This window comes from Saccharopolyspora sp. NPDC000995, assembly GCF_053599315.1.
Window position 1 is genome coordinate 1 of record NZ_JBSFLZ010000041.1, and the last position, 24,532, is coordinate 24,532.

Genomic DNA, 24,532 nt, shown 5'->3' on the forward strand with positions numbered 1-24,532 from the left:
TGCGGAAGTCGGTGTAGTGCTTCGGCGGCGCGGCGGAGTCCATCGCGCGCTGGGTGAGCAGGATGCCTGGACCACCTCCCACAGGTGCCCGTCGGGGTCGTCGAAGTAGCCTGCGTAGATTCCCCACGGACGTTCCAGTGGCGCGCGGACGACGCTGCCGCCTGCTTCCCGCACCCGCTCGAGGACCCTGTCCACTTCCTCGCGACTGTCGACGAAGTAGCCCAGGCTCATCGGCGAGCCGGATACCCGTTCGATCGGGACGTCGGCGTCCTTCGCCAGATCGTCGCGCGCGTACAGCGACAGGATGAGTCCGTTCTCCAGTGTGAACATGGCGACTGCACCGCCGGGATTGTCGTGGTCGCCGATGTACTCGGTGCCGATGACCCCGGGCGAGGACCACCCGAGTCCGTCCCGGTAGAAGCGCAGCGAGCGCTCCAGGTCCTGCACACCGAGGGTGATTGCCCCGATGTTCGCCTTCATGCCGAACTCCTCTGCTCGGTTCCAACGGGTGCTTGTGTTGTTCGTCGCGGCGGGCAGCCTGCGGAGTTGTCGGCTCGACGGCCGCGGGCGCTCAGGCCGACCGCTGAGGTGCCAGGTAATCCTCCCCCGCAAGGTTGCAACGACGGATGAGGTTCCACCTCGCCGACCGATCCTGCCCACGGGCCAGTACATGCTGGCGGCGCAGAGAAGTATTGAACGAATCGGCCATCCGGCCGCATGCCGCTTGCGTGGCGGTCAGGCGTTCAGGTGACGGGACAAGAGCTCGTCGGCGGCGGCTTCGCCTTGTTGAATGACATGTTCGTCGCCGTCTGCTCTGGCTATCAGGGGGGCGATTTCGTTCATCGAGGCCAGCAGCATGTGTGCGAACAGGTCGGCACGGTCGGTGGGTAACCTGGCCTGCTCAGCGATGGCGTGCAGGACGGATTTGACGAGCCCCAGGGCGTAGCGTTCTTCGATCTCGCGCCACTGCTGCCAGCCGACTACGGCGGGGGCGTCGATGAGGACGATGCGGCGCACGGCAGGGGCCAGCGCGCAACGAGGTCACGCCGTGTCGAAGGCCCGCACGACTACGCGGTGCTTGCCGCCCCGAGTGATTTCCATCGGCTCGTCGGTCGTCAGGTCGACCTCGACCACGCTGCCCACCACGCGTCTAACTTCGCCGAGTATCATTGAACGCTCGTCCGCGTCGAAACCCGGTTCGACCTCGAGACGCACCTGGATGCGGCCTGGCTCCGGCTGGACGAACTGGTAACGACGCACGTGGCGGGCATCGAAGAAGCATTTCCCGAGCGGGTGCATGGAAACTTGCTTGCCGCCTGGCAATTGCAAGCTGTCACCATGCCGACCGACGACCCTCTCCAGGAAAGTGCCTTCCGTGCCACACCGGCATGTCCCCGCGCCGAGTACGGCCCGGTCCCCTATCCGGTACCGCAGGAAGGGCAGTGTCCGGGCGTGCAGGTTCGTCACGACCACGTCGCCCTCCTCACCCGGTCGGCACCGGCGGCCGGAGTCGTCGAGGATCTCGACGATCGATACGTTCTCGGCGATGTGAAGCCGATCGTGCGAACATCCTTGCGACATGATGCCGCCGTCGTTGCACCCGTACTGGTCGCGCAGTGGCGCCTCGAAGGCTTGCTCGATGCGCTCGCGCCAGGTCGGGAACAAAAGCTCAGCCGTCGTGACGATCACCTTCGGCGCCGGCACGCGTACACGCGCTTCCAGTACGGCGTCGGCCATCGCTGCGATATGGCTCGCGTATCCGTACCAGAGCGCTCCCCGCGCGCGCCCGGCGGCGAGTGCCCGTTTTAGGCTCGTCTCCGGGTCGATGTGGCATCCCGCTGCGGAGATCACGCGCCCCTCCAATGCAGAGCGCAAGCGAGTCTTCAAGCCCTCGCTCGCGGACTGCAATGAGGGCGGGGAACTCACCATTACCAGGCGCTCTCCGTAGCGGTAGCCGGTGCTTTCCCAGAAGTACAGGTTCGCTCCGTAGATGTGCACCCATGCGCGCTTGTCGAGGGGGTACTGGAACGGGTCGCCGGTACTACCACCGGTTTTCTTGGCGATGTGCGGGATGTTTCGCCAGCCCTGGCTCAAGAAGTTGTCCATGCACGGCCGCATCATCGCCTTGTCGATCACGGGGAGTTCGGTGAGGTCCACCCCATCCACGTCCCGCCCGGCCAGCAAGTCGCGGTAGTACGGCACCTGGTCCCGCGCGTGCCGCAAGACAGCTTGCAACCGATCCCGTTGCCAAGCTCGCCGCTTTTGCTCAGGCCACGCGAAAAACTCCGGCAACCACCGGGCGGTGCTCAGGTAGGGTGCCCGGAGAACGGGCTCCACAACGCCGCGTGTGACGGCAGAGACCACGCGCGGGCGCAAGGCGGTGTGCAGGCGGAGCACAGACATCATCCGACCTCCCGGACCGTTCAATCAGCAAGTCTTCGTGACACGGGCAGAATCAGTTCTGTTGTTCTCGTGGGCCGATCAGGGCTGCGTGGAGCGGTAACGCGCTACGACCCGGGTGAAGTCCCAGTCGCGCTGGGCAATCCCGCTGCCGGCATCATGGCTCGGGTCACCGGGACGGTCGCGGTTGACCGCCCAGAAGGTGAATCGGCCAATGCGGTGGCCGTTGGCGTAGTCCAGGAAGTTGTGGAAGTCCGCCAACCGCACGGTTTCCTCGATTCCACCGTTCTTGGACGAGATGCCGGCCTTCTGGTACGCCTCTTCTTTCGGTATTGCGAAGGTACTGGCGATCTCCGACACGAGCCCTTCGGTGGCCGAGATCGTGTTGCGGGTCATGTCGGTACCCCCGAAGTTGAACGGCATGCTCGTGAAGACGTCGACGTTGGCGCCAAGCTCGTGCGCTCGTCGGATGAGCCGCTTGCCGACCTCGTCCGGACCGGAGCGTTCCGTGGGAAACACCATGATCGTCTTGAGCTCGGGGTTGCGCTGCTTGAGGATCTTCAGTGCGCCGAGTTCGCGGTCTTGCGCTTCAGGGGATTCGAACTCGCCCTTCTCGATGTCGATGTCGATCGCTTTGAGCCGGTAGGCGTCGATGACCTTCTGGTACGCGTTCGCCAGGGCTTGCTCGTTCGGGCAGACCTCGCCCAGCTTTCGCCCCTCCTGGGCGCTGCCCCCCATGGAGACGACGACATCACCGCCCGCATCCCGGATTCTCTTGATCTGAGCGGCATCGTCGCCGTCCAGCGGCCTTTCGCCGTCCCATGCGGGATCGCAGCCATTACCGGAGAGGATGAAAGCAAGCGTGAACGCCTTGACGCCGGTTTCCTTCATCACCGCAACCGGGTCAGGGGGGTTGCCCCACCCGAAGAAGAGATATGGCGATGAAGTCACCGCGGCCGTACTCCGGGAGACGTTATGGCTGTGCGTTCCGCATGCGACGAATGCCCAACCGATCATGAGGGCGATGAAAAGCGCTCGCATCTTCGGCATGGGCCGATTCTCCCGTGCCGCCGCGAGAGCCGCCTGCCGCTTCACCACATGGATGGTCCGATAATCGTGTACTCGTTCGGTGGTGGTTCCACGAATAAGCCAGCAAGCGCGTCCCCGGAAGTCGAACTCGATGTCGAACGAGTGCGTGTCGCGCGGGCCCAGCAAGCCTTCACATCGGCAACGTCGGTGATCGTGCCGCGCGGCTTTCGATTACCAGTGGGCAGCCGCGCCAGATCGCGATCAACTGCACGACAGGCGCCGCCGACGCGAAATCCAGGAAAATTCGATCTTCCGGTACTGATCTACGGATTTACCTGACGCCTCGATCCCATTCCTCCGCTTATGATTTTGCCAGTGACAGCTCGTCGTCACTCGATCCGGCTGCGTTTTTCAGCTGCGGAGAAAAAGATCTTTCTCGTCCACACAGGATACCCGCACCTTTCCACGAAGATCGCTCGCCTTTCTCCATCGTGGTCACCTTGCGCGCCCGCCGTCAGGCGCGCAGGTGACGGCACTGGTTCCCACTCCCGAGGTCCGCCCCTCGTGGATAGGCAGAGTCGCGCTGACGCTGTGCGACGAATCGGCGAAGCATCCACTTTGGTATTGCCAAGCAAGCGGGTTTCCACCTGAAGTCCAACGATGGCTTACCGGATCCCTGTTGCGCACCAACCGGTTTCTGGAGGCTTTAATGGCTCGAACGGACAGCATGCGCGTTGCAGTAGTGGGTTACGGCTACTGGGGCTCCAAGCACGTACGCGTTCTCAGCACGTTGCCCGGCGTGGAGGTGGTGGTCGTCGACCAGGATCTTGGGCGGCTGGCCGAGGCCCACCTCAACTTCCCGGCGGCGGGCACGGCACGCGCCTTGGACGAGGTCCTCCCCAGCGTGCACGCGGTGGTGGTGGCAACTCCGCCGTGCTCGCACGCACAGATCGCGCTGCGGTCCGTGCTCGCAGGAAAGCACACCCTCGTCGAAAAGCCGCTGGCGACCTCGATCGAGGACGCCCGAAGACTCGTCGATACCGCTGCCGAACGTGGCGTGGTGCTCATGGCCGGCCACACCTTCGAATACAACGCCGCCGTGTGGAAGCTCAAGGAGATCATCGATTCCGGCGATCTGGGACGCGTGCTCTACATCGACACCGCGCGGCTGAACCTCGGCCTTTACCAACGCGATGTGAACGTCATCTGGGACCTCGCACCGCACGACCTCTCGATCATCGCGTTCCTGATGGACGAAACTCCCGCGTCGGTCACCACGTGGGCCCATCACCACGTCGACGGACGACACGCGGACGTGGCGCACGTGCGCCTGGAGCTGGAGAAGTCCGGGACCTACGCCTTCGTCCACGTCAGCTGGCTCAATCCGCAGAAGGTCCGCCGCGTGACGGTCGTCGGCGACCAGAAGATGGCGGTCTACGACGACACTTCCGATGAGGACCGGATCCGCGTCTACGACATCGGCGTCGACTCGCACGGCCTCGACGATCCAGCGGACGCGCACGCGATGCCGATCACCTACCGATCCGGCGACATCGTCTCGCCGCACGTGGTGTTCCGCGAGCCGCTGCTCGTGCAGGACACCCACTTCATCGACTGCGCGCGCACCGGTCGAACCCCCAACACCTCCGGTCGCAGCGGCCTGGAGATCGTCCGGGTGCTCAGCGCGTCGGACCTGGCAGAGGTCACCGGTCGGCCGGTGCGGGTGCTGGACGTTCCGGCCCAGCGCTCCCCCGATGACGTGGAAGCCGCGCGGCTGCTCGCAGAGCCGGCGGCTTACGGAGAGGCAGTGCAATGAACCGGAACACCGGTGCGGTCCCCTTCCTGGACCTCGTGGACATCAACGCCGACCTGCAGACGGACCTGGAAGTGGCGTGGAAGGCGGTCCTCCAACACGGCCGATTCGTCGGTGGGCCGGAAGTAGAGCGGTTCGAGACGCAGTTCGCCGCGTACTGCGAGTCGCGCTTTTGCGTCGGCGTGGCCAACGGCACCGACGCCATCGAGCTGATCTTGACCGCGTCGGGCATCGGAGGCGGCGACGATGTCATCGTTGCGGCGAACACCTTCGTCGCCACCGCGGAAGCGGTGCGTGCGACCGGCGCGCGGCCGGTATTCGTCGATGTTCGCCCCGACACCCTGCTGATCGATCCCGCAGCGGCCGCCGCAGCGGTGAACCGACGTACTGCTGCGATCATCGGGGTCCACCTGTTCGGCCAAATGGTCGATGTACCAGCGCTGAGCTCGCTCGCTGACCGCTGCGGTCTCGCGTTCATCGAGGACGCGGCACAGGCGCACGGAGCGCGCTACGGCGGACACCCCGCCGGAAGTGTCGGACGCGCCGCCGCTTTCAGCTTCTATCCCGGGAAGAACCTCGGGGCGCTGGGCGACGGCGGCGCCGTCGTCACCAGCGACGTCGAGTTGGCCGACCGGGTGCGGCGTCTTGCGAACCACGGTCGAGCGGCGCACGACCGGCACCGCCATGACCTGATAGGCCGCAACAGCAGGCTCGACAGCATCCAGGCCGCGGCGCTGTCCTTGAAACTCCCGCGGCTGGACTCGGACAACGCGCGCCGGCGCGAACTGATTCGCCGGTACCGGGAATCGCTGCCGGCGTCCTTCCAGCCAGTCGCCGTGGACCCCGCAGCCGAGCACGTGCACCACCTCGCGGTGGTGCGGACGTTGCGGCGGGAACAGGCGGGTGCGGCGCTATCCGCGGCCGGCGTGGGGTGGGGTGTGCACTACCCGGTTCCTTGCCACCGGCAACCGGCTTTCGCCGGATGCGACGAACGGATTCCCGTCGCCGAGGAGGCGGCCACGCAGATCTTGTCCCTGCCCATCTCCCCGACGCTCGAGGACGGCGACGTCGTTCGGGTTTGCGATGCATTGCGAGGTGTCTGACCTTGACCGAAACCCAGCACTCCAACGGCGAGTCGGTCAACGCGCAGCGCTTGGACGCCGCAGCGGTGACAACCCGTGCCGCGCCCATCGGTCCGCTCCTCGGCGCTCAGGAAGACCCGCGGACACCGCCGCCCGCGCCGGAAAACCGCGCGTGGTCCGCACTGCTGGCCAACAAGCGGCGACTGCTCGGCGTGTCCCTGCTGATCGTGCTGATCGGCGCTGGCACCGCATTCATCGGGGCACTGGTGTGGCCGCCGGTGTACGCGGCGCGCGCGCAGATCCTCTTCCAGATCAGCGAGGAGAAGTCGACCGGTTTCCTGCGCGAGGACCGGAGTCTGACGACCCAACTGGTGCTGCTGCGCAGCAGGCAGGTGCTCGGTCCAGTGGCCGCCCAGGAGCAGCTTCCGGTGGAGGACTTGGAGAAGACGGTGACCATGTCGCTGCTGGACAGCAGCGAGGTCCTGCAGGTGGAGGCAAGGGCCGGCACCCCAGACGTCGCCTTGCGCCGGGCCCGGGAGATCGTCGACCGCTACCGGGACATCGCGCGGACCAACAGCGAGTCCGGAGTGGAAGGTTATGTGCGCGGGCAGCTCGCCGATGTCCGGACGCGTCTCGTCGAGGCAAACGCGCAGGCCTCGGGAGGGCGCGCAGAACCCGGCTCGCCCTCGCCGGCCTCCGCCGAGGCGCTGGTGCAAAGCCTGCAGCAACGCGAGCAGCAGTTGCAGTCGCAGCTCGACCAGCTCAGCATGACCGAACTCGCGCGTTCCGAACCCAAGGTCGTGGTGCCGGCCTACTCCGTGACCGACTCCGTCAGCCCCCGTCCCATGTTCGCCACGGCAGCCGGAGCGCTCACCGGACTCCTGGTCGCAGCCATCACCGCTGCGCTCCTGGTACGCCGGTGGAGCAACCGGTGAGTGCCCGCTCCGCGCTGCGCGCCGACCAGTCCCGGCCAGCCGTCAGGGCAACGGTGCGGCGTTCTGCCGTCGTCTCCGGCGGAATCCTTATCAGCCGACTGACCGGGTTGGTCCGGGTCGTCGTGGTTGGCGCGGTGCTCGGCCCGACCTATTTCGCGAACGCGTTCGTCGCCACGAACATGGTTCCCAACCTGACCTACAGCGTGATCGCGGGGCCCGCGCTCGCTTTGGTGATCGTCCCAACCGTGGTGCAGGTGCTCGCGTGCGGGGGACCAGAGGTGGCAACCAGGCTGCTCGGTCGGGTCAGCGGATTCCTGCTGATCGCCGCAGCGGTGCTGGCCGGACTCGTGGCGCTCGCCGCGCCGGTGCTCGGGTGGTGCCTGAGCCTCGGGATCCCGCAACCCACGCTCCGGGAGCAGGCCGAGCAGACGACGACAGTGCTCGTCTTGCTGGTCGCGCCCCAGGTCATGCTCTACACGGCGGCAGCGCTGGGAGCCGCTGCTCAGCAGGCCCGCGAGCGCTTTGCGCTGGCAGCCGTGGCTCCCGCAGCGGAGAACGTGGTGCTCATCGCCGCCGTAGTCGTGGTGGGTTTGCACTGGGGCACGGGGCTGGATGTCGCGGAGGTTTCGGCTGGTCCCCTGGTCGTTCTCGGGCTGGGCAGCACCCTCGCTGTGGCGGTGCACGCTTGCCTCCAGTTGTTCGGGGCGTCCCGGGCGGGGCTGCCGGTGCGCCCGTCGTTGCAGTGGCGATCGGACCCGGTGGTGGCGTCAGTCCTGCGGAGGCTGCGCAGTTCGATCAGCCTGCCCCTCACGCGGTCGGTCGCGCTGTACGTGCTTTTGGCCGTCGCGTCGACTGTGCCTGGTGGAGTCATCGTGGTGCAGAGCGCCTACACGGTCATGCAGGTCCCGACCGCGTTGGGGGCACGCGCAGTGTCGACCGTCGTGCTGCCCGGGATGTCAGCCGCAGTTGCACGTGACGACCACAGCGGTTTCGCCGCGTCGTGGCGACAAGCACTTACGCTCGCGTCGATCACCAGCCTGCCTCCGTTGCTCCTGCTCACCGTGCTCGCCCATCCGGTGGCGAGCATGCTGGCGAACGGGCAGTTGCACTCGGACAAGCTCATCGACCAGCTCGCGGCCTGCCTCGGTGTGATCGCAGTCGCCCAGTTCGCGGCGAGCGTGCACATGGTCGGCCTCGATGCGCTGTTCGCGCGGCTGAACACCCGCTGCCCCCGGCTGGCCAGCTACGCACTGCTGGCCGCGTCGCTCACCGTCACCGTCACGTCGCTGCTCGTGCCGGACGATCAATCCCGCTTGGTGGTGCTGTGCGCGGGCCTGCTGGCGGGTGAGTTGGCCGGAGCGGTGACCGTGCTCCTCGGTCTGCGAGCGACGTTGCGACCCGAACGCTGGATTGACCGCGCGCAGATCGCGAGGGCTTTCCTCGCCTGCATCTCGATGGTGCCGATCGTCGCCTTCGGCCGCTGGTTTCTGAGCATCGGCGAGACCAGCCGGGCCTGGTACGTAATCGCGCTCGGCGCGTGCGGACTGGCGGCCATCGCGGTCTACGCCGGCGCGGTGCGCCTCAGCTGGATCGGACGGTGCCCATGAACGTGTTGCTGCCCCGACGCGACGAGATCTCCGGCAGGATTGCGGACCGCACGGAAACGCTGCTGATCGCCCAGGCGGTCTTGTGCGCATCGCTGGCGGGACTGTCCATCGCGGTGGCCGGGCCGCTGGTCGCCGGATCACTGGTGGCTGCGGCCCTATTCGCCGCAGCCGCGTACCGACCCGCGTTCGCGGCCTACGCCTACCTGCTGACCTTGCCGTTTCTCGCGGGTATCGACCGGGGCACGCTGATCCCGGGAGCGCGACCGAACGAGGCGATGTTCGCCGTGCTGGTGGCCGGGGCGTGCGCCGGTGGCTGGCTGCGGCTGCTACGCGGTGACCCGGTCTCGCTGCGCCTGCGGCGGCTGGACGTTGCGCTGGCCGGTTTCGTGGTGTTCAGCACCGTCTGGCCGATCGCGTCGATGATGTTGCGCGGCAACGAACCTCACGGCTCCGATCTAGTGGCGCTGCTGCCGGTGGGCAAACTCGCGGTGCTGTTCCTGCTCGTCCGGTTGGCCGTGCGCACCGAACAACAGCGGCTTCGCTGCATCCGCCTGGTGGTCTGGCCGACCGCTGGGTTGTCGATAGTGGCGATCTTGCAGACGCTGGGTGTCGAACCCGTGCTGACGTTGCTGAGCGAGTTCTGGCATGCGAGCGCGAACGAGGCCAGCGACCGCGGCACGGCGACTCTGGCGTCCTCGATCGCGACCGGCGATTACATCATGGTCGGGTTGGCACTCCTGCTCTACTGCGGCACTCGCGGAATCCTCGGCAAGTGGGAACGGATCGGGCTCGGCGTCCTGCTCGGTGCCGGTGTCCTCGCAAGCGGGCAGTTCTCGACCTGGATCTCCGCACTCGTGGGCGGGGTGCTGATCCTGCGCCGTTACCCCCAGGCCCGGCGCCAAGTTGCCAGGTTCCTGCCGATCGTGGGGATCGCCGCACTCGTCGGCGCGCCCGCGTTCCTGGGCCGCATGGCGGACTTCACGCAGGGTTACGCCGTGCCCCGCAGCTGGCTCGGCCGGTGGGACAACCTCACCACCTTCTACCTGCCGCAGTTGGCGGAAGGACGCTTCGTCCTCGGTATCTCGCCGAACTCGGTGCTCATTGCCCCGGAGACCTGGCGGGACGTGATCTACCTCGAATCCGGTTACCTGCAGTTCCTCTGGGCCGGCGGGATTGCGCTGCTGGTCGCGTTCGGCTGGCTATCGGTTGCGGTGCTGCGGGAGGCCCGCCGGTTGGCCCCGCGTCCGGGCGCGGTAGGGGCGTGCGCGGCAGCGCTGGAGATCGCTTGGTGGATGGTCCTGGTTCTGTCGCTGATCGACATCCACCTGGTGGTCCGCGGGTTTGGCGATCTGCTGTTCGTTCTGCTGGCGATCATGTCTGGGAGGCTTGGTGATGACGAGCACAGCACTCAAGATCCTGCTCGCGATCGGTCTCGCACAGCCTAGGAGACCAACGCGGACGGTGCGGGCGGAGCGCCCACCGGAACCGTTGGCGCCGGGCGGTCGGCGACCTCGGTGGGAGCGGTGCGTGTTGCGCGGAATCGAAGTCGTCGGTGCAGCCGTCGGGTTGGCCGTGCTCGCGCTGCCGATGCTCATCGTCGCCGGCATCATCCGCCTCACCAGCCGAGGCCCGGCGCTGTTCCGGCAACGCCGGGTCGGGCGGGCCGGAAAGCCGTTCACGCTCTACAAGTTCCGCACCATGCGACTGGGGTGCAGCGAGGAACCGCTGCGCGAAATGATCGCACGGGAGCTGCGCGGCGAGGACACCTCCGCCGACGGCAGTTTCAAGCTGGACCGCGATCCGCGCGTCACCGCGGTTGGTTCTTGGCTGCGGCGTACCAGCCTCGACGAGTTGCCGCAGCTGCTCAACGTGCTGCGCGGCGACATGGCGCTGGTGGGCCCACGTCCATGCCTGGAGTGGGAGGCTGGGATGTTCCCGCCGGAGTTCGCCGAACGCAGCGCGGTCAAACCCGGGCTGACCGGGCTGTGGCAGGTCAGCGGCCGCAGCACCATGGGCACCTTGGACATGCTTCGGCTGGACCTTGTCTACGTGCGGTCCCGCAGCTTGCAGACCGACCTCGGCATCCTGGCCCGAACTCTGCCGTCGATGCTGCGCGGGGACGGTGCCCGATGACGACGCTCTTCGTGGCGACCACGGGCGGTCACCTGGCCCAGTTGCACAGTCTGTCCGAGCGGATTCCCGCGGACGGCCCGGCGGTGTGGGTGACCAGCCGCAACGAGCAGAGCACGTCGATGCTGGCGGATCGGGACGTCGTTTACGTTCCGCCGGTCGGATGCCGCAGCGTGCCGGGAGTGCTGAGGTGCCTGCCGATCGCGCACCGGCTGTGGCGTGCCCGGGACATCACCCGAGCCATCTCCACCGGTTCCGGCATCGCACTCGGTTTCCTGCCCTACCTGGCCGCGCGCGGCGTCGAGTGCCACTACGTTGAAAGCGCCGCGCGGGTGAACAGCCCGTCATTGACCGGCAGACTGCTGCGCTGGGTTCCCCGGGTCCGCGTCTACACCCAGTACCCGCACGCCGCTAGTCGCGGCTGGCGCCACGGCGGCAGCCAGTTCGACGTCTACCGGGCGACGACGGCAGACCGCCCGCTGGGAGACCGGTTGCGCGTGGTGGTAACGGTCGGCGCATCGGCGTACCCATTCCGCCGGATGATCGAATCGCTGGTGCCGCTGCTCGAGCCGGAGGGTGCGCTGCACCGCGCGACCGGCCTGCCGGTCGAGGTGCTTTGGCAAACCGGTCCGGCGCCGGTGGACGACCTTCCGATCCAAACCAAGCCGTACCTGCCGATCACCCAGCTCGCGGAGGCGCTTTCGTCGGCCGACGTGGTGATCAGCCACTCCGGCACCGGATCCGTGCTGCTGGCCTTCGACGCGGGGAAGGCGCCGGTGGTGGTCACCAGGCAGCGCCGGTTCGGCGAGGCCATCGACGACCACCAGCGACAGCTCGCGACCGAACTCGGCCGGCGCGGCCTGGTACTGCACCGGGAACTCGGCGAAATCACCGTCGATGACCTGCTAGCAGCTCGGTCCACGGCGGTGGGAACGCTGCGGGAGCCGCCGCCGTTCCAGCTCTCCCGAACGCTTGCGAAGGCGGCCTTGATGCGCAGCGCCACACCCGAGATCGTCACCGTCGACCCGCGGAAAGACTCGCGCTGGGCCGAACTCGCCGCTGGGCCGCAGGGCAGCATATTCACATCCCAGCCGTGGCTGGAGGCGGTGTGCCAGACCTACGGTTTCACCCCTGAAGCTCGCATCGCGGTGGACGCATCGGGAGCGGTAGTCGGCGGCTTTGCCTGGGTCCGCGTGCGGGACATCCGCGGAGAACGGCTTTGCAGCCTCCCGTTCTCCGACTGGGCGGACCCCTTCGCCCCCAACGAGACGGTCTGGCACCAGCTCACCAACGGGGTCGTCGACCAGGGCGTGCCAATCGCGTTGCGGTGTTTGCGTTGCGAAGCCCCGGTGCGGGATCCGCGGCTGCGGGAATCCGGTCGGCTCGCCTGGCACGCGACACGATTGGACGCTCCCCTGCCCGAACTCCACCAACGGATCTCCGCCACCGCCCGCCGCAACATAGCCGCAGCCGAGCGCAACGGCGTCCGGATCAGCGCCGACACCGGGGTGGAAGCGCTGCGGAACTTTCACCGGATGCAGGTCCGGCTGCGCAAGCACAAGTACCGAATGCTGGCCCAGCCGATGGAGTTCTTCGAGAACATCTGGGAGCAGTTCCATTCCGACGACTCGGTCGTGACCATGACAGCGCGCGTGGGCGACGAACCCGTCGCCGCTGCCGTGTTCCTGCAGTGCAACGGCGTGCTGCACTTCAAGTTCGGTTCGTCATTGCAGGACCGGCTACGACTGCGCCCCAACGATGCGATCTACTGGGCCGCGATCGGCTGGGCCGTGGAGCGCGGGCTGCGGCTGGTCGACTGGGGTGTTAGCGACCTCGACCAGCCGGGGCTGCTGCACTTCAAGCGGAAGTACGCCGACGACGAGAAGCAGGTCGTGGCCTTGCGCTCGCCAGGCGAGTCACCGACTACTCGGTCCGAAGTGGACGATCTGCTCAGCGGGATCACGGGTTTGTTCACCGACGAATCCGTCTCCGATGACATCACCGGGAAAGCCGGTTCCCTGCTCTACCGGTACTTCTGCTAGGAGCCCTCATGCAGCGAGATGACCGAACAACCCCGAACACGAAGCGTGCCGTTGCATTTCCGCGAGCGCAGGGATGCGGGAAAAACCCTGAAGAAGTGACCGGAATGCCCGGTGCACGAGTCGTCATCGTAGGCCAGGGCTACGTGGGTCTTCCCGTCGCCATGCGCGCCTGCGAGGCGGGATTCGACGTCGTCGGTCTTGACGTCGACGAGGACCGCATCGATCTGCTCCAGCGGGCCAAGTCCTTCATCGACGACGTGGACGACGAGCGACTCGCGGCGGCTCTGGCGACGGGCCGGTACCTACCGACCACCGACCGCGCCGAGCTGCGCGGGTTCGACTTCGCTTCGGTCTGCGTTCCCACTCCACTGCACGACGGCGCACCGGATCTGCGTTACGTGGAAGACGCCGCCCGTGCGTTGTCCACGCACATCACGCCCGGCTGCTGCGTAGTGCTCGAGTCCACGACCTACCCCGGAACCACGGAGGAAATCTTCGTGCCGATCCTGGAGACCGGCTCAGGACTGCGCGCAGGAACCGACTTTCACGTTGGTTACAGCCCGGAACGCATCGACCCGAGCAACCCGACCTGGAAGTTCCACAACACGCCCAAGATCGTGTCCGGCGTGAACCCGAAATCGCTGCGTGCCGTCCGCGACTTCTACGACCAGCTGGTGGATGTGACCGTTGCGGTGCCAGGAACTCGGGAGGCGGAGATGGCAAAGCTTCTGGAGAACACCTTCCGGCACATCAATATCGCGTTGGTCAACGAACTCGCGGTGTTCTCGCGTGGACTCGGGGTGGACGTGTGGTCGGTCCTCGATGCGGCGGCCAGCAAACCGTTCGGGTTCATGCGCTTCTCGCCCGGGCCCGGGGTCGGCGGGCACTGCCTGCCGATCGACGCCTCCTACCTGTCTTGGCAGGTGCGGCGTTGCCTGGGACAGGAGTTCCGATTGGTCGACGTCGCCAACGATGTCAACAAGCACATGCCGGACCATGTCGTCGCACGCGCCACGGAACACCTGAACCGGCGCCGGAAATCCGTGAACAGCAGCGCCGTCTTGCTGATCGGGATGACCTACAAGGCGAACTCCGGCGACGCACGGAACTCCCCGTCGATGGCCGTGGCCGAGCGCCTCGACCGGCTCGGCGCCGACCTTCGCGCGGTCGACCCCCTCATCGACCCGGACGAAGTTCCGCCACACGTGCGACTGGTGGGCTTCGATGCCGACCAGATCTCCCAGTCCGACCTGATCATCGTGCTAACCGACCACGACATGCTCGACTGGGCGCTGCTGGAGCGCTACGCCGACCGCGTGCTGGACACCCGCAACCGGCTCCGCTCTCCGCAGGTGGAACGGCTTTGACCTGCAAGCAGAAGCGGAGGTTCGTCACGCGTCTTTTTCCAGCAGCGGGCGGAGCTTGAGCGTCGTCCTACGCGGCTGCGGACATTTCCCACCCGAGCAAGCCTTGCAGGACATGCTCGCCGCCCTGGCCGAATGGTGCCGCATCGCAGGCCAGGCATCCGGCAGCCAGTGACCCGTGCCGCAGCACGGCATCGACCGGCACCCGAGGTGCGCGGTTGCGCTATCGCCTCGTGGCGTGGTTAGCCGTTGACCTTGGACCGGAGGCCGTCGAGCACCAATTCGAGTCCCCGCTCGAAGTCAGCCGGTCCCCCGGGCGCCCGGTCGATCGCGCCGGCGCTAGCGGCTTGCAGCGCCATCTGCTCCTCCACGGTGTGGCCGAAGACGAGGTGCAAGAGGGCGCGGGTGCCGACGTCGACCAGGTCGTCGGGCAGGCCGCCGTCCCGAAGTGCTTCCTGCAACTGGCTGGCGGGCTCGCTGGCGCCGAGGCCGAAGGTGTATGCCGTGACGACCACCTCGGCACCGTCCCGGTAGGCGAGCATCGCGTCCCGGAGCTCGGCGCAGACCTCGACCACGCGCCGGTCCCACTTCCGGGCGCGGCGGGGTCGCCTGCCCCGGATCAGGATTTCGTCGGCGACCGCTGCCAGCAGTGTCTGCTTGTTCGGCACGTGGTGGTAGAGCGCGCTCGGTTGCACACCGAGCTCGGCGGCCAGTCGGCGCATCGTAAGCGACTCCAGTCCGTACTCGTCGAGGACCGCGATCGCGCGGTCCACGACGTCGCCCCGGTGATAACGCACACGGATCCTTCCCGTTGACCGATCTACCCAGCCAGTCTAGCCTGAACAGCGTTCAGGTGAACACTGTTCAGGTTGCTCCACCAGCCGACACCGGAGAAGCGATGAGCGCCACCTTCCAGCACCTCGCCGATGCGATCCTCGCCGGGACCCCGGCCACGCCCGAAGACGCCCGCTCGGTGCTGCGCGCCGACGACGCCGAACTGATGTCCGTCGTGGCCGCCGCCGGTCGGCTGCGACGTGCGCACTTCGGCAACACGGTGAAGGTCAACTACCTGGTGAACCTCAAATCGGGCCTGTGCCCGGAGAACTGCAACTACTGTTCGCAGGCGCTCGGTTCCGACGCCCCCATCCTCAAGTACTCGTGGCTGTCCAAGGACGAAACCCTCACGCAGGCCGGTGCCGGACTCAGGGGCGGCGCCAGCCGGGTGTGCCTGGTCTCCTCCGGCCGCGGACCGTCCACTCGGGACATCGACAAGGTCTCCGAGATGGTCGTTGCGCTGAAGGAGGAGTACCCCGACGTCGAGGTCTGCGCCTGCCTGGGCCTGCTCGATGACGGTCAGGCCGAGCGCCTCAAGGACGCCGGGGTGGACGCCTACAACCACAACATCAACACCGCCGAGAGCAACCACGCCAACATCGTCGGAACCCACACCTACGCCGACCGGGTGGACACCGTGGCGAAGGCGAAAGGTGCGGGGATCTCCCCCTGCTCCGGCCTGATCGCCGGCCTGGGTGAAACCGACGATCAGCTGGTCGAGGCGCTGTTCGCGCTCAGGGAGCTGGGCTCCGACTCGATCCCGGTCAACTTCCTGATGCCGTTTCACGGAACCCCGTTCGAGAACACCTGGGAGCTCTCCCCCACTCGCTGCGTGAAGATCCTCGCGATGGCGCGCTTCGTCTGCCCGGACAAGGAGATCCGGGTCGCTGGCGGCCGCGAGATGCACCTGCGTTCGCTGCAGTCGATCGCGCTGCAGGTCGCCAACTCGATCTTCCTCGGCGACTACCTCACCTCAGAGGGCCAGGACGCCAAAGCCGACCTCGAGATGATCCGGGACAACGGCTTCGTCGTCCTGGGCTCCGAAGAGGACCTCGCCCAGCAGGCCGAGGGGGCGGAGCCGATCGATCCAGCCATCCGGCGCCGCGGCGCGGGCACCGACGTCCTCCCCAACGCCTGAGATGACCCCGGAAGCACTGCTCGCCTTCGACCGCGAGTACCTGTGGCACCCGTACACATCGATGACCGCCCCGACGCCGACCCGTCTGGTCACCGGCGCCTCGGGCAGCCGGATCACTCTCGATGGCGTCGGCGAGGTGGTCGACGGGATGGCGTCGTGGTGGTCGGCCATCCACGGCTACCGGCACCCCGTGCTCGACGAGGCGGTGCGCCGCCAGCTCGACCAGATGTCGCACGTGATGTTCGGCGGGCTCACCCATGAGCCTGCGGTCGAGCTGGCCCGGCGCCTGATCGACCTCACGCCCGCCGGTCTCGACCACGTCTTCCTGGCCGACTCCGGGTCGGTGAGCGTCGAGGTGGCGATGAAGATGGCGCTGCAGTACCAGCGCGGTGTCGGCCGGCCGGAGCGGACCCGGTTCCTCACCGTCCGCGGCGGCTACCACGGCGACACCTTCGACTGCATGAGCGTGTGCGATCCCGCCGGCGGCATGCACGCGATGTGGTCGGGCGTGCTGCCGGAGCAGGTGTTCGGCGAACGTCCGCCCCGACTCGACGGCGACGTCGACGCCTGGGCGGCGGGCTTCCGGTCGCTCGCGGCAGAGCACGAAGACCGGCTCGCCGGGCTGATCGTGGAGCCGCTCCTGCAGGGTGCCGGCGGCATGCACCCCTACCCCGCCGACTGCCTGACGGCCTTCCGCGAGATCGCCGACGAGCACGGGCTGGTACTGGTCTTCGACGAGATCGCCACCGGGTTCGGCCGCACTGGCACATTTTTCGCTGCCGAAGCCGCGGGCGTGACGCCGGACGTGTTGTGCGTCGGCAAGGCGCTCACCGGCGGCTACCTGTCGCTGGCCGCCGCAGTTTGCACGGCGGAGGTCGCCTGCGGCCTGTCCGCCAGCGATTCCGGCGTTCTCATGCACGGCCCCACGTTCATGGGAAACCCGCTGGCCTGCGCGGTCGCCTCGGCCAGCCTTGACCTGCTGGCCAGCGGCGACTGGGCGCGAGACGTGCGACGGATCAACACCGGGTTGCAGGCGCTGCACGCGATCGACGCCCTCGATGTGCGCACCCTCGGCGCGGTCGGCGTGGTCCAGCTCGACCACGCGGTAGACGTGGTCAAGGCGACCGAAGCCGCCCTGGCCCAAGGCGTGTGGCTGCGTCCGTTCCGCGACCTGATCTACACCATGCCGCCCTACGTGTGCACCGACGATGACATCGCCGCCATCTGCGCTGCGATCGCCGCCGCTGCGGAGGTCGGATGAACACCTGGGCGGAGTGGTTCGCCGAACAGCGGGTCGTGCGTGAGGACTCCGGCCTGCAGCGCACGCTGCGGCCGCGGGCGGCCGACGACGACGTCATCGACCTCGCAAACAACGACTACCTGGGGTTGAGCAGCCACCCCGAGGTACGACGGGCGTCCGCCGACGCCGCCCTCACCTGGGGCGCCGGGGCGGGCGCCTCCCGGCTGGTGACCGGCACCACTACGCTGCACGCCGACCTGGAGCGCGAACTCGCCCAGTTCACCGGTCGCGAGGCGGCGCTGGTCTTCTCGACCGGATACCACGCCAACCTTTCCGCAGTGACCGTGCTCGCGGACAAGCAGTCACTGATCGTCTCTGACGCGCACGTGCACGCCTCGCTGATCGACGCCGCGCGGCTGTCTCGCGCGGCGATCGAGGTGGTCCCGCACAACGACGTTGCCGCAGTCCGGGCCGCGCTGGTCGCAGCCGGTGGCAGGCCAGCGATCGTGCTGACCGAGTCCGTCTTCTCCGTGCTCGGCGACGCCGCCCCGCTCGCGGGCTTGGCTGCGGCCTGCGCCGACCACGACGCGCTCCTCGTCGTCGACGAGGCGCACGGGCTAGGCGTGGTCGGTTACGGCGGCCGAGGGCTGGTGCACGCCCATGGCATGGCCGACCACCCGCACGTGGTGATGACCGCAACGCTGTCGAAATCGCTCGGCGCCATGGGTGGTGTGGTGCTCGGCTCCGCTGCGCTGATCGACCACCTCACCAACCGCGCCCGCCCGTTCATCTTCGACACCGGGCTGGCACCGGCTCCCGCCGCCGGCGCGTTGACCTCCCTGCGCCTGCTGCGCCAGCAGCCGGATTTCCCGTCGCGGATCCACGAGCGTGGTGGTGAGCTGGCCGACCGGCTCGGCGTGCGGCGGTCGGCCGGCGCTGTGCTCTCGGTGCCGATGCGGTCCCCGCAGGTCGCCACCGCCGCGCAGGCCGCAGCCCTCTCGGCGGGGGTCCGGGTGGGGTGCTTCCGGCCGCCGTCGGTGCCGGACGGGATCTCCCGGCTGCGGATCACCACCCACGTCGGCCTCGACGACAAACGCTGGGCGCACGCAGTGGACGTGCTGACCCGCGTCATCGACGACCACGGACAGCAACCATGATCATCATCGTCACCGGCACCGACACCGGAGTCGGCAAGACCGTGGCCACCGCGGCGCTCGCGGTCCGCTCCGGACCGGGAACAATCGTCGTGAAGCCCGTGCAGACCGGCATCGGCACCGACGAACCCGACATCTCCGTCGTGGCACGCCTGACCGGCTGCGAGGTCGCCGAGTTCACCCGGCTCGAAGACCCGCTCGCGCCGGACACGGCCGCCCGACTGCGCGGCATCGAGATCCCACCGATCAGCGAGCACACCGCCGGCGTTCGCCAACTCGCCCGGACCCACGACACCGTGATCGTCGAGGGTGCGGGCGGCATCCTGGTCCGCCTCGACGCCGACGGGGGCACCCTGCCGGACCTCGCCGTCGAACTCGCCCGGGATCACCCGGTGCAGGTGTACGTCGTGACCCGCGTCGGACTCGGAACCCTCAACCACACCGAACTCACCGTGAACACCCTTCGTTCACGAGGCCTGGAACCGGCGGGGCTGGTGCTCGGCGCGGTGCCGAAAGCGCTCGGCCTGGCCGAGGAGTGCAACCTCGCCGAGCTACCCCGCGTCACCGGAGTGCCGATCGTGGCCGCCCTCCCGGACGGCATCGGCGGTCTCGACCCGGAACACTTCCAGACGCAGGTCGGCTCCTGGCTGGCCAGTTCGGATGCCCGCACGTCCGCATAGGACTTGTGCGCGACGGGCCGGCTGCGCGACCGCGTCGCAGGCGGTTATTCGACGCGTTTTCGCACCAGAAACGCCGCCGACTCCCAGAAACTTCGCAACACCCCCGGCCAATCTCTGTTGATCGGTGTGGGCGGGCGATCGATGTCGGTAGGTTGGTGGTTCACTGTTCGGCCGATGGCTGGCAACATTTCACTCCGGACGTGCGCGCGATGCCGTCGGGCGGTGGTTCCAGAGCCGGGGCGGCCCGCGGCGTCGCCACTGCACTCACCGTCGGGGTTCGCGGCGGTCCGGCTCTGACGACCATTCCGTGACGAGGGAGATCATGACCAACCGAGAGGACAGCCCGTGGATCCGGCGGTTCCACCCGCGGCCTACCGCCGGGCACCGACTGGTGTGCTTGCCGCACGCGGGTGGGTCGGCGACCTACTTCCACCCGGTCTCGGCGGCGATGCCGCCTTCCGTCGAAGTGCTCGCCATCCAGTACCCCGGTCGCCAGGACCGCCGCCACGACCCGTTGGTCGACGACCTGGCCGTGTTGGCCGAGCGCGTCACGGCGGTGCTGCTGGAGTGGGCTGATCGGCCGCTGACCTTCTTCGGGCACAGCATGGGCGCGACCTTGGCGTTCGAGGTGGCGCGCCGGTTGGAGCGGATCGGCGTGGTTCCGGCAGGGCTGTTCGCCTCGGGCAGGCGCGCGCCCTCCTGCCACCGCGAGGAAGCGATGCACCGCAGAAGCGACCAGGAGCTGCTCCGCGAAGTCGTGGAACTCGGCGGCACCGAATCGCAGCTGATCGACGACGAGGTTGCACGCATGATCCTGCCCTCCCTCCGCAACGACTACCGGGCCGTGGAGACCTACCGGTACGAACCGGGCTCCGACGTGACCTGCCCGGTGATCGCGTTCATCGGGGATGCGGACCCGAAGGTGACCGCCTCGGAAGCCCAGGCGTGGGCCGGGCACACGACCGGCGAGTTCTTCCTCCAGATCTTCCCCGGCGGGCACTTCTACCTCAACGAGCACAAGTCCGTCATCGTCAAGGCCATTTCCGACCACATCCTCACGGCTGGCGCGAAGCGCTGACCCGCCGCTATGGACGCCGCAAGAGGCCGTTGTGGAATGAGCCCGGCTCGTCCTCCGTAGAAGGCCGTTGAGCGGTGCCTGGACCCGGCCGCCGCGGTATCAAATCCGATGGCCGGGTCCGCGCCGACCGCCGGTCCGAAGTGGACGCATCGGCTGATCAACGGCCAGAAATTGGGCGAGGCCAGGCCCCGGTGCTCGGGGGCTGATCGCCGTCGGATTCTGACTCGTGCCCGGCGGGACCACAGCCGCGCGCAGCGCCGGGCACCGACGGTCGACGTTTGGAGTCCTGCGCGTGCGGAAAAACCTTCGAGCATGGACCGGTCCGGGCGGGACCACGCCGCGCAGCAGATCTGTGTGGCGCCGGAGAGGATCACGGCCTGCCTCTTCGACCTCGACGGCGTGCTCACCAGCACCGCCGCGCAGCACACGGCGGCCTGGAAGCAGACGTTCGACTCGTTCCTGCTGGAGCGGGAGGGCGAGCGCTTTTCGCCGTTCACCGAACACGACTACCTGGAGCACGTGGACGGGCGCCCGCGGGCGGACGGCGTGCGCCAGTTCCTCGCTTCTCGCGGCATTTCCCTGCCAGAAGGGCCTCGCGACGCCCCACCGACCTCGGAAACGATCCACGGTCTGGGCAACCGGAAGAACGAGACGCTGCAAACGATCATCCGAGCACACGGCGTGACCCCGTATCCGGGGTCGGTGCGCTACCTGGAGGCGGCGCGTGGCGCCGGCCTCGCCATCGGCGTGGTCACCTCCTCGGAGAACGGCGCGTCGGTGCTGGAGGCGGCGGGCCTGAGCCGCTTCGTGCAGGCGCGGATCGACGGCCTGGTGATCACCGAGCAGAAGCTGCGCGGCAAGCCTGAGCCGGACGCGTTTTTGGCCGGGGCCCGGGCGCTCGGCGTCGCACCGGCCGAGGCGGCGGTCTTCGAGGATGCGCTGGCGGGTGTGCAGGCCGGCCGGGCCGGCGGGTTCGGGTGGGTGGTCGGCGTGGACCGCACCCATCATGCGGACGAGTTGCGGGCGCATGGCGCCGACGTCGTGGTGCCGGACCTGGCCGACCTTTTGGTGGACCGCTGAAGTACGAGGTGGTGGGCGAAATGACGACTCCTCGACTACCGGGTTACGACGTGGCCCCGTGGGAGCTGCGGTGGCGGTGGCTGGACCTGGACGCCCTGCGCCGCACCGAATCCACCTTCGCCCTGTCCAACGGCCACATCGGATTCCGCGGCTCGTTCGAGGAGGGCGAGCCGCGCGGCCTGCCCGGTACCTACCTCAACGGCTTCTACGAGCGCCGACCGCTGCCGTACGCCGAGGCCGGGTATGGCTACCCGGAGGACGGGCAGACCGTGGTCGACGTGACGGACGGCAAGATCATCCGGTTGCTGGTCGAGGATGAACCGGTGGACATGCGCTACGGCTCGGCCCCGCACCACGAACGCGTGCTCGACTTCCGGTCGGGGACGCTGCGCCGCGACACCGAGTGGGTGTCGCCCACCGGTCGGCACGTGCGCATCACCTCGGAGCGTCTGGTCTCGTTCACCCAGCGCGCCATCGCCGCGATCCACTACGAGGTCGAACCGTTGGACGGGCTCGCGCCGCTCGTGGTGCAGTCCGAGTTGCTGGCCAACGAACCGATCGAGCGGGACGTCGACGATCCGCGAGTGGCCGCTGTCCTGGAGAGCGCGTTGATCTCGGACTTCGCCGTGGGCGAGGGCAGCCGCGCCGTGCTGGGCCACCACACCCGCCGGTCCGGCCTGCGGATGGCCGCGGCGATGGACCACGAGGTGGACGCTCCCGGTCCGGTGTGGACGGAGAATTGGACGGAGGGCGACCTGGCCCGGCTGACCGCGGCCGCCGAGGTGCCCCAGGGGCAGAAGCTCGCGCTGACCAAGTACGTCGCGTACGGCTGGTCCAGCCAGCGGTCCCCGCAAGCCCTGCGAGCCCAGGTGGAGGCCGCGTTGGCCGGCGCCAGGCAGAGCGGCTGGCAGGGCCTGCTCGACGAGCAGCGCGCCTATCTGGACGACTTCTGGGAGGCCTCGGACGTGGAGGTCGAAGGCGACGCGGAGCTGCAGCAGGCGGTCCGGTTCGCGCTGTTCCACGTGCTGCAGGCCGGTGCCCGCGGGGAGACCAGGGCGATCCCGGCGAAGGGGCTCACCGGCCCCGGCTATGACGGGCACGCGTTCTGGGACACCGAGTCGTTCGTGCTACCGCTGCTGACCTACACCGTCCCGGATGCCGCCCGCAACGCACTGCAATGGCGCCACTCCACATTGGACAAGGCTCGGACCCGGGCCGCTCAGCTCGGCCAGACCGGCGCCGCGTTCCCGTGGCGCTCGATCGACGGCGACGAATGCTCCGGCTACTGGCCGGCCGGTACAGCGGCGTTCCACATCAACGCGGACATCGCCGACGCCACCGCCCGCTACCTCGCGGCAACAGGGGACAGGGACTTCGAGGCATCCGCCGGGCTGGAACTCCTGGTGGAAACGGCACGGCTGTGGACGTCGCTGGGACACCACGACGCGCACGGCCGGTTCCGCATCGACGGGGTCACCGGCCCCGACGAGTACACCGCCGTCGTCGACAACAACGTCTACACCAACCTGATGGCGCAGCGGAACCTGCACGAGGCGGCTACCCACTGCGAGCTGCACCCAGAACTGTCCAGCGCGCTGGGTGTGGACGAGGAGGAGACGGCCCGCTGGCGGGACGCGGCCGACCGGGTGGTGCTGCCCTACGACGAAGTGCTCGAGGTGCACCCGCAGTCCGAGGGGTTCACCAAGCACGCCCCTTGGAACTTCGCGAACACGCCCCCGGAGGACTACCCGCTCCTGCTGCACTACCCGTACTTCGACCTCTACCGCAAGCAAGTGGTCAAGCAAGCGGACCTGGTGTTGGCCATGTGGCTGCGCGGGGACGCCTTCACCCTGGAGGAGAAGGCCAGGAACGTGGCGTACTACGAGGCGCTGACCGTGCGGGACTCATCGCTGTCCTCCTCCGTGCAGGCGGTGCTCACCGCCGAGGTGGGTCACCTCGAACTGGCCTACGACTACTTCGCCGAGGCAGCCCTGGCGGATCTGCACGACATCTACCAGAACGTGCACCAGGGCCTGCACATCGCCGCGCTGGCAGGTGCGTGGATCGCTGTGGTCGCCGGGTTCGGCGGATTGCGGGACCACGGTGGCGAGCTGAGCTTCGCGCCCCGGCTGCCGCCCGAACTCAGCTGCATCTCGTTCCGGTTGTGCTTCGCCGGCAGTCGGATCTGCGTCACCATCCACCGCGACGAGGCGACCTACGCGCTGAGCCACGGCGAGCCGGTTCAGACATCGCACCACGGCCGCCCGATCCTGCTCACCCAGGGCCAGCCGATCACCATGCCTGTACCACCGCCGCCGGAGTACCCACCGCCGCGCCAGCCCGCCGGGCGCGCTCCGGCCCGCCGCCGGCTCCAACCGGCTCCCGGCGGCTGAGACCCGTCCCGCGACGACGCCGGAGGGCCGACGATGCTGCCCGATGCCGGCTCGTTGTCGGCAATGGAAACCGACCTTCTCCGTCGCACGCGCCGCGCGAGTTGCATCCGCGTGCGCGGCGTCGGTCGCCGACGCCAGCGCGTACGCGGTGGACTCGTAGTTGACCCGCCAGCTTCGGGCTGGATGCCGTACCTGGTGCGGGCCAGCAGCCCCGGTCCCCACGGCGGAGATCCGCCCGCGCCCCCAGCAAGGTCACCTCGGTTTCCCGGCGATTGAATGCCGAGTACAAGGTCGGCAGGTAGGCGATCTGAAAGGGCCACGACCAGGAGTCCCGTTCCGGCGGCCAGGAGATCGATGACGCTCGGCGCTGCGGTGGCGGACCATGTCGTCCCGCTGCTCATCGGCCGCGACCCCGCCCGCATCGAGGACATCTGGCAGTACCTCTACCGCGGCGCTTACTGGCGGCGCGGCCCGGTGACGATGACCGCGATCGCGGCCGTGGGCACCGCGCTCTGGGCGGAGTCCAATGTGGC

General features: G+C 68.2%; 20 protein-coding genes and 1 pseudogene. 16 read left to right on the plus strand and 5 right to left on the minus strand.

All coding sequences use genetic code 11. From position 1 onward, the window contains the following. The 4 genes from ACWDKQ_RS16015 to ACWDKQ_RS16030 all read right to left on the minus strand — a co-directional run. A partial coding sequence (locus tag ACWDKQ_RS16015; protein ID WP_450139512.1) for a VOC family protein occupies positions 1-480 on the minus strand: 480 nt, incomplete at its 3' end. Positions 481-735: 255 nt separating this feature from the next. Further along, the gene (locus ACWDKQ_RS16020; RefSeq protein ID WP_450139513.1) at positions 736-1,017 is read right to left on the minus strand and encodes a hypothetical protein; all 282 of its coding nucleotides are present in this window, start codon (positions 1,015-1,017) and stop codon (positions 736-738) included. A gap of 24 nt (positions 1,018-1,041) precedes the next feature. Next, complete coding sequence (locus ACWDKQ_RS16025) at positions 1,042-2,157, minus strand: hypothetical protein (RefSeq protein ID WP_450139514.1); 1,116 nt, start codon at positions 2,155-2,157, stop codon at positions 1,042-1,044. Positions 2,158-2,481: 324 nt separating this feature from the next. Continuing rightward, entirely contained in the window at positions 2,482-3,615 is a 1,134-nt protein-coding gene (locus tag ACWDKQ_RS16030) for a chitinase (protein ID WP_450139515.1), read from the minus strand. A 523-nt stretch (positions 3,616-4,138) separates the two neighbouring features. On the opposite strand from ACWDKQ_RS16030, the gene ACWDKQ_RS16035 reads away from it, so the two are divergent. From ACWDKQ_RS16035 to ACWDKQ_RS16070, 8 genes are all read left to right on the plus strand, one after another. Beyond that, positions 4,139-5,245 (plus strand): Gfo/Idh/MocA family protein, encoded by a 1,107-nt coding sequence (locus ACWDKQ_RS16035; RefSeq protein WP_450139516.1) that lies wholly within the window; start codon positions 4,139-4,141, stop codon positions 5,243-5,245. Further along, positions 5,242-6,345 (plus strand): DegT/DnrJ/EryC1/StrS family aminotransferase, encoded by a 1,104-nt coding sequence (locus ACWDKQ_RS16040; RefSeq protein WP_450139517.1) that lies wholly within the window; start codon positions 5,242-5,244, stop codon positions 6,343-6,345. Before ACWDKQ_RS16035 ends, ACWDKQ_RS16040 begins: the two co-directional genes overlap by 4 nt. A 2-nt stretch (positions 6,346-6,347) precedes the next feature. Then, positions 6,348-7,259, plus strand: coding sequence for a hypothetical protein (locus ACWDKQ_RS16045; protein WP_450139518.1), 912 nt, complete (start codon positions 6,348-6,350; stop codon positions 7,257-7,259). After that, on the plus strand, positions 7,256-8,866 hold the full coding sequence (locus ACWDKQ_RS16050) for a lipid II flippase MurJ (RefSeq protein ID WP_450139519.1): 1,611 nt from the start codon (positions 7,256-7,258) through the stop codon (positions 8,864-8,866). Before ACWDKQ_RS16045 ends, ACWDKQ_RS16050 begins: the two co-directional genes overlap by 4 nt. Beyond that, positions 8,863-10,311, plus strand: coding sequence for a hypothetical protein (locus tag ACWDKQ_RS16055; protein ID WP_450139551.1), 1,449 nt, complete (start codon positions 8,863-8,865; stop codon positions 10,309-10,311). Before ACWDKQ_RS16050 ends, ACWDKQ_RS16055 begins: the two co-directional genes overlap by 4 nt. A gap of 82 nt (positions 10,312-10,393) precedes the next feature. Continuing rightward, complete coding sequence (locus ACWDKQ_RS16060; RefSeq protein WP_450139520.1) at positions 10,394-10,999, plus strand: sugar transferase; 606 nt, start codon at positions 10,394-10,396, stop codon at positions 10,997-10,999. Further along, positions 10,996-13,038: a GNAT family N-acetyltransferase gene (locus tag ACWDKQ_RS16065; RefSeq protein ID WP_450139521.1), complete on the plus strand. Its 2,043-nt coding sequence runs from the start codon at positions 10,996-10,998 to the stop codon at positions 13,036-13,038. Before ACWDKQ_RS16060 ends, ACWDKQ_RS16065 begins: the two co-directional genes overlap by 4 nt. A 104-nt stretch (positions 13,039-13,142) precedes the next feature. Beyond that, the gene (locus ACWDKQ_RS16070) at positions 13,143-14,405 is read left to right on the plus strand and encodes a nucleotide sugar dehydrogenase (RefSeq protein WP_450139522.1); all 1,263 of its coding nucleotides are present in this window, start codon (positions 13,143-13,145) and stop codon (positions 14,403-14,405) included. A gap of 239 nt (positions 14,406-14,644) precedes the next feature. Here the strand turns inward: ACWDKQ_RS16070 and ACWDKQ_RS16075 are convergent, their stop codons facing one another. Next, positions 14,645-15,199 (minus strand): TetR/AcrR family transcriptional regulator C-terminal domain-containing protein, encoded by a 555-nt coding sequence (locus ACWDKQ_RS16075; RefSeq protein WP_450139523.1) that lies wholly within the window; start codon positions 15,197-15,199, stop codon positions 14,645-14,647. A gap of 101 nt (positions 15,200-15,300) precedes the next feature. Here ACWDKQ_RS16075 and bioB point away from each other — a divergent pair, with 101 nt between their 5' ends. The 8 genes and pseudogenes from bioB to ACWDKQ_RS16115 form a co-directional block, all read left to right on the plus strand. Further along, on the plus strand, positions 15,301-16,374 hold the full coding sequence (gene bioB, locus ACWDKQ_RS16080) for a biotin synthase BioB (RefSeq protein WP_450139524.1): 1,074 nt from the start codon (positions 15,301-15,303) through the stop codon (positions 16,372-16,374). A 1-nt stretch (position 16,375) separates the two neighbouring features. Next, on the plus strand, positions 16,376-17,635 hold the full coding sequence (locus ACWDKQ_RS16085) for an adenosylmethionine--8-amino-7-oxononanoate transaminase (RefSeq protein ID WP_450139525.1): 1,260 nt from the start codon (positions 16,376-16,378) through the stop codon (positions 17,633-17,635). Continuing rightward, a complete protein-coding gene (locus tag ACWDKQ_RS16090; protein WP_450139526.1) occupies positions 17,632-18,771 on the plus strand; it encodes an 8-amino-7-oxononanoate synthase in 1,140 nt (379 codons plus the stop codon). Before ACWDKQ_RS16085 ends, ACWDKQ_RS16090 begins: the two co-directional genes overlap by 4 nt. Then, complete coding sequence (gene bioD, locus ACWDKQ_RS16095; protein ID WP_450139527.1) at positions 18,768-19,448, plus strand: dethiobiotin synthase; 681 nt, start codon at positions 18,768-18,770, stop codon at positions 19,446-19,448. Before ACWDKQ_RS16090 ends, bioD begins: the two co-directional genes overlap by 4 nt. Before the next feature lie 322 nt (positions 19,449-19,770). Continuing rightward, entirely contained in the window at positions 19,771-20,526 is a 756-nt protein-coding gene (locus ACWDKQ_RS16100; RefSeq protein ID WP_450139528.1) for a thioesterase II family protein, read from the plus strand. Positions 20,527-20,838: 312 nt separating this feature from the next. After that, positions 20,839-21,606, plus strand: coding sequence for an HAD family hydrolase (locus tag ACWDKQ_RS16105; RefSeq protein ID WP_450139529.1), 768 nt, complete (start codon positions 20,839-20,841; stop codon positions 21,604-21,606). Positions 21,607-21,626: 20 nt separating this feature from the next. Next, entirely contained in the window at positions 21,627-23,999 is a 2,373-nt protein-coding gene (locus ACWDKQ_RS16110; protein ID WP_450139530.1) for a glycoside hydrolase family 65 protein, read from the plus strand. 354 nt (positions 24,000-24,353) lie between these two features. Beyond that, a pseudogene (locus ACWDKQ_RS16115) lies at positions 24,354-24,515 on the plus strand (bifunctional D-altronate/D-mannonate dehydratase); the annotation flags it as partial. Positions 24,516-24,532: the final 17 nt, after the last annotated feature.

Bases quoted from the DNA above. Each gene is read 5' to 3' on its own strand.
- ACWDKQ_RS16035 (WP_450139516.1), top strand. From the start codon at position 4,139: ATGGCTCGAACGGACAGCATGCGCGTTGCAGTAGTGGGTTACGGCTAC.
- ACWDKQ_RS16040 (WP_450139517.1), top strand. From the start codon at position 5,242: ATGAACCGGAACACCGGTGCGGTCCCCTTCCTGGACCTCGTGGACATC.
- ACWDKQ_RS16055 (WP_450139551.1), top strand. From the start codon at position 8,863: ATGAACGTGTTGCTGCCCCGACGCGACGAGATCTCCGGCAGGATTGCG.
- ACWDKQ_RS16065 (WP_450139521.1), top strand. From the start codon at position 10,996: ATGACGACGCTCTTCGTGGCGACCACGGGCGGTCACCTGGCCCAGTTG.
- ACWDKQ_RS16070 (WP_450139522.1), top strand. From the start codon at position 13,143: ATGCCCGGTGCACGAGTCGTCATCGTAGGCCAGGGCTACGTGGGTCTT.
- bioB (WP_450139524.1), top strand. From the start codon at position 15,301: ATGAGCGCCACCTTCCAGCACCTCGCCGATGCGATCCTCGCCGGGACC.
- ACWDKQ_RS16085 (WP_450139525.1), top strand. From the start codon at position 16,376: ATGACCCCGGAAGCACTGCTCGCCTTCGACCGCGAGTACCTGTGGCAC.
- ACWDKQ_RS16090 (WP_450139526.1), top strand. From the start codon at position 17,632: ATGAACACCTGGGCGGAGTGGTTCGCCGAACAGCGGGTCGTGCGTGAG.
- bioD (WP_450139527.1), top strand. From the start codon at position 18,768: ATGATCATCATCGTCACCGGCACCGACACCGGAGTCGGCAAGACCGTG.
- ACWDKQ_RS16100 (WP_450139528.1), top strand. From the start codon at position 19,771: ATGACCAACCGAGAGGACAGCCCGTGGATCCGGCGGTTCCACCCGCGG.
- ACWDKQ_RS16105 (WP_450139529.1), top strand. From the start codon at position 20,839: ATGGACCGGTCCGGGCGGGACCACGCCGCGCAGCAGATCTGTGTGGCG.
- ACWDKQ_RS16110 (WP_450139530.1), top strand. From the start codon at position 21,627: ATGACGACTCCTCGACTACCGGGTTACGACGTGGCCCCGTGGGAGCTG.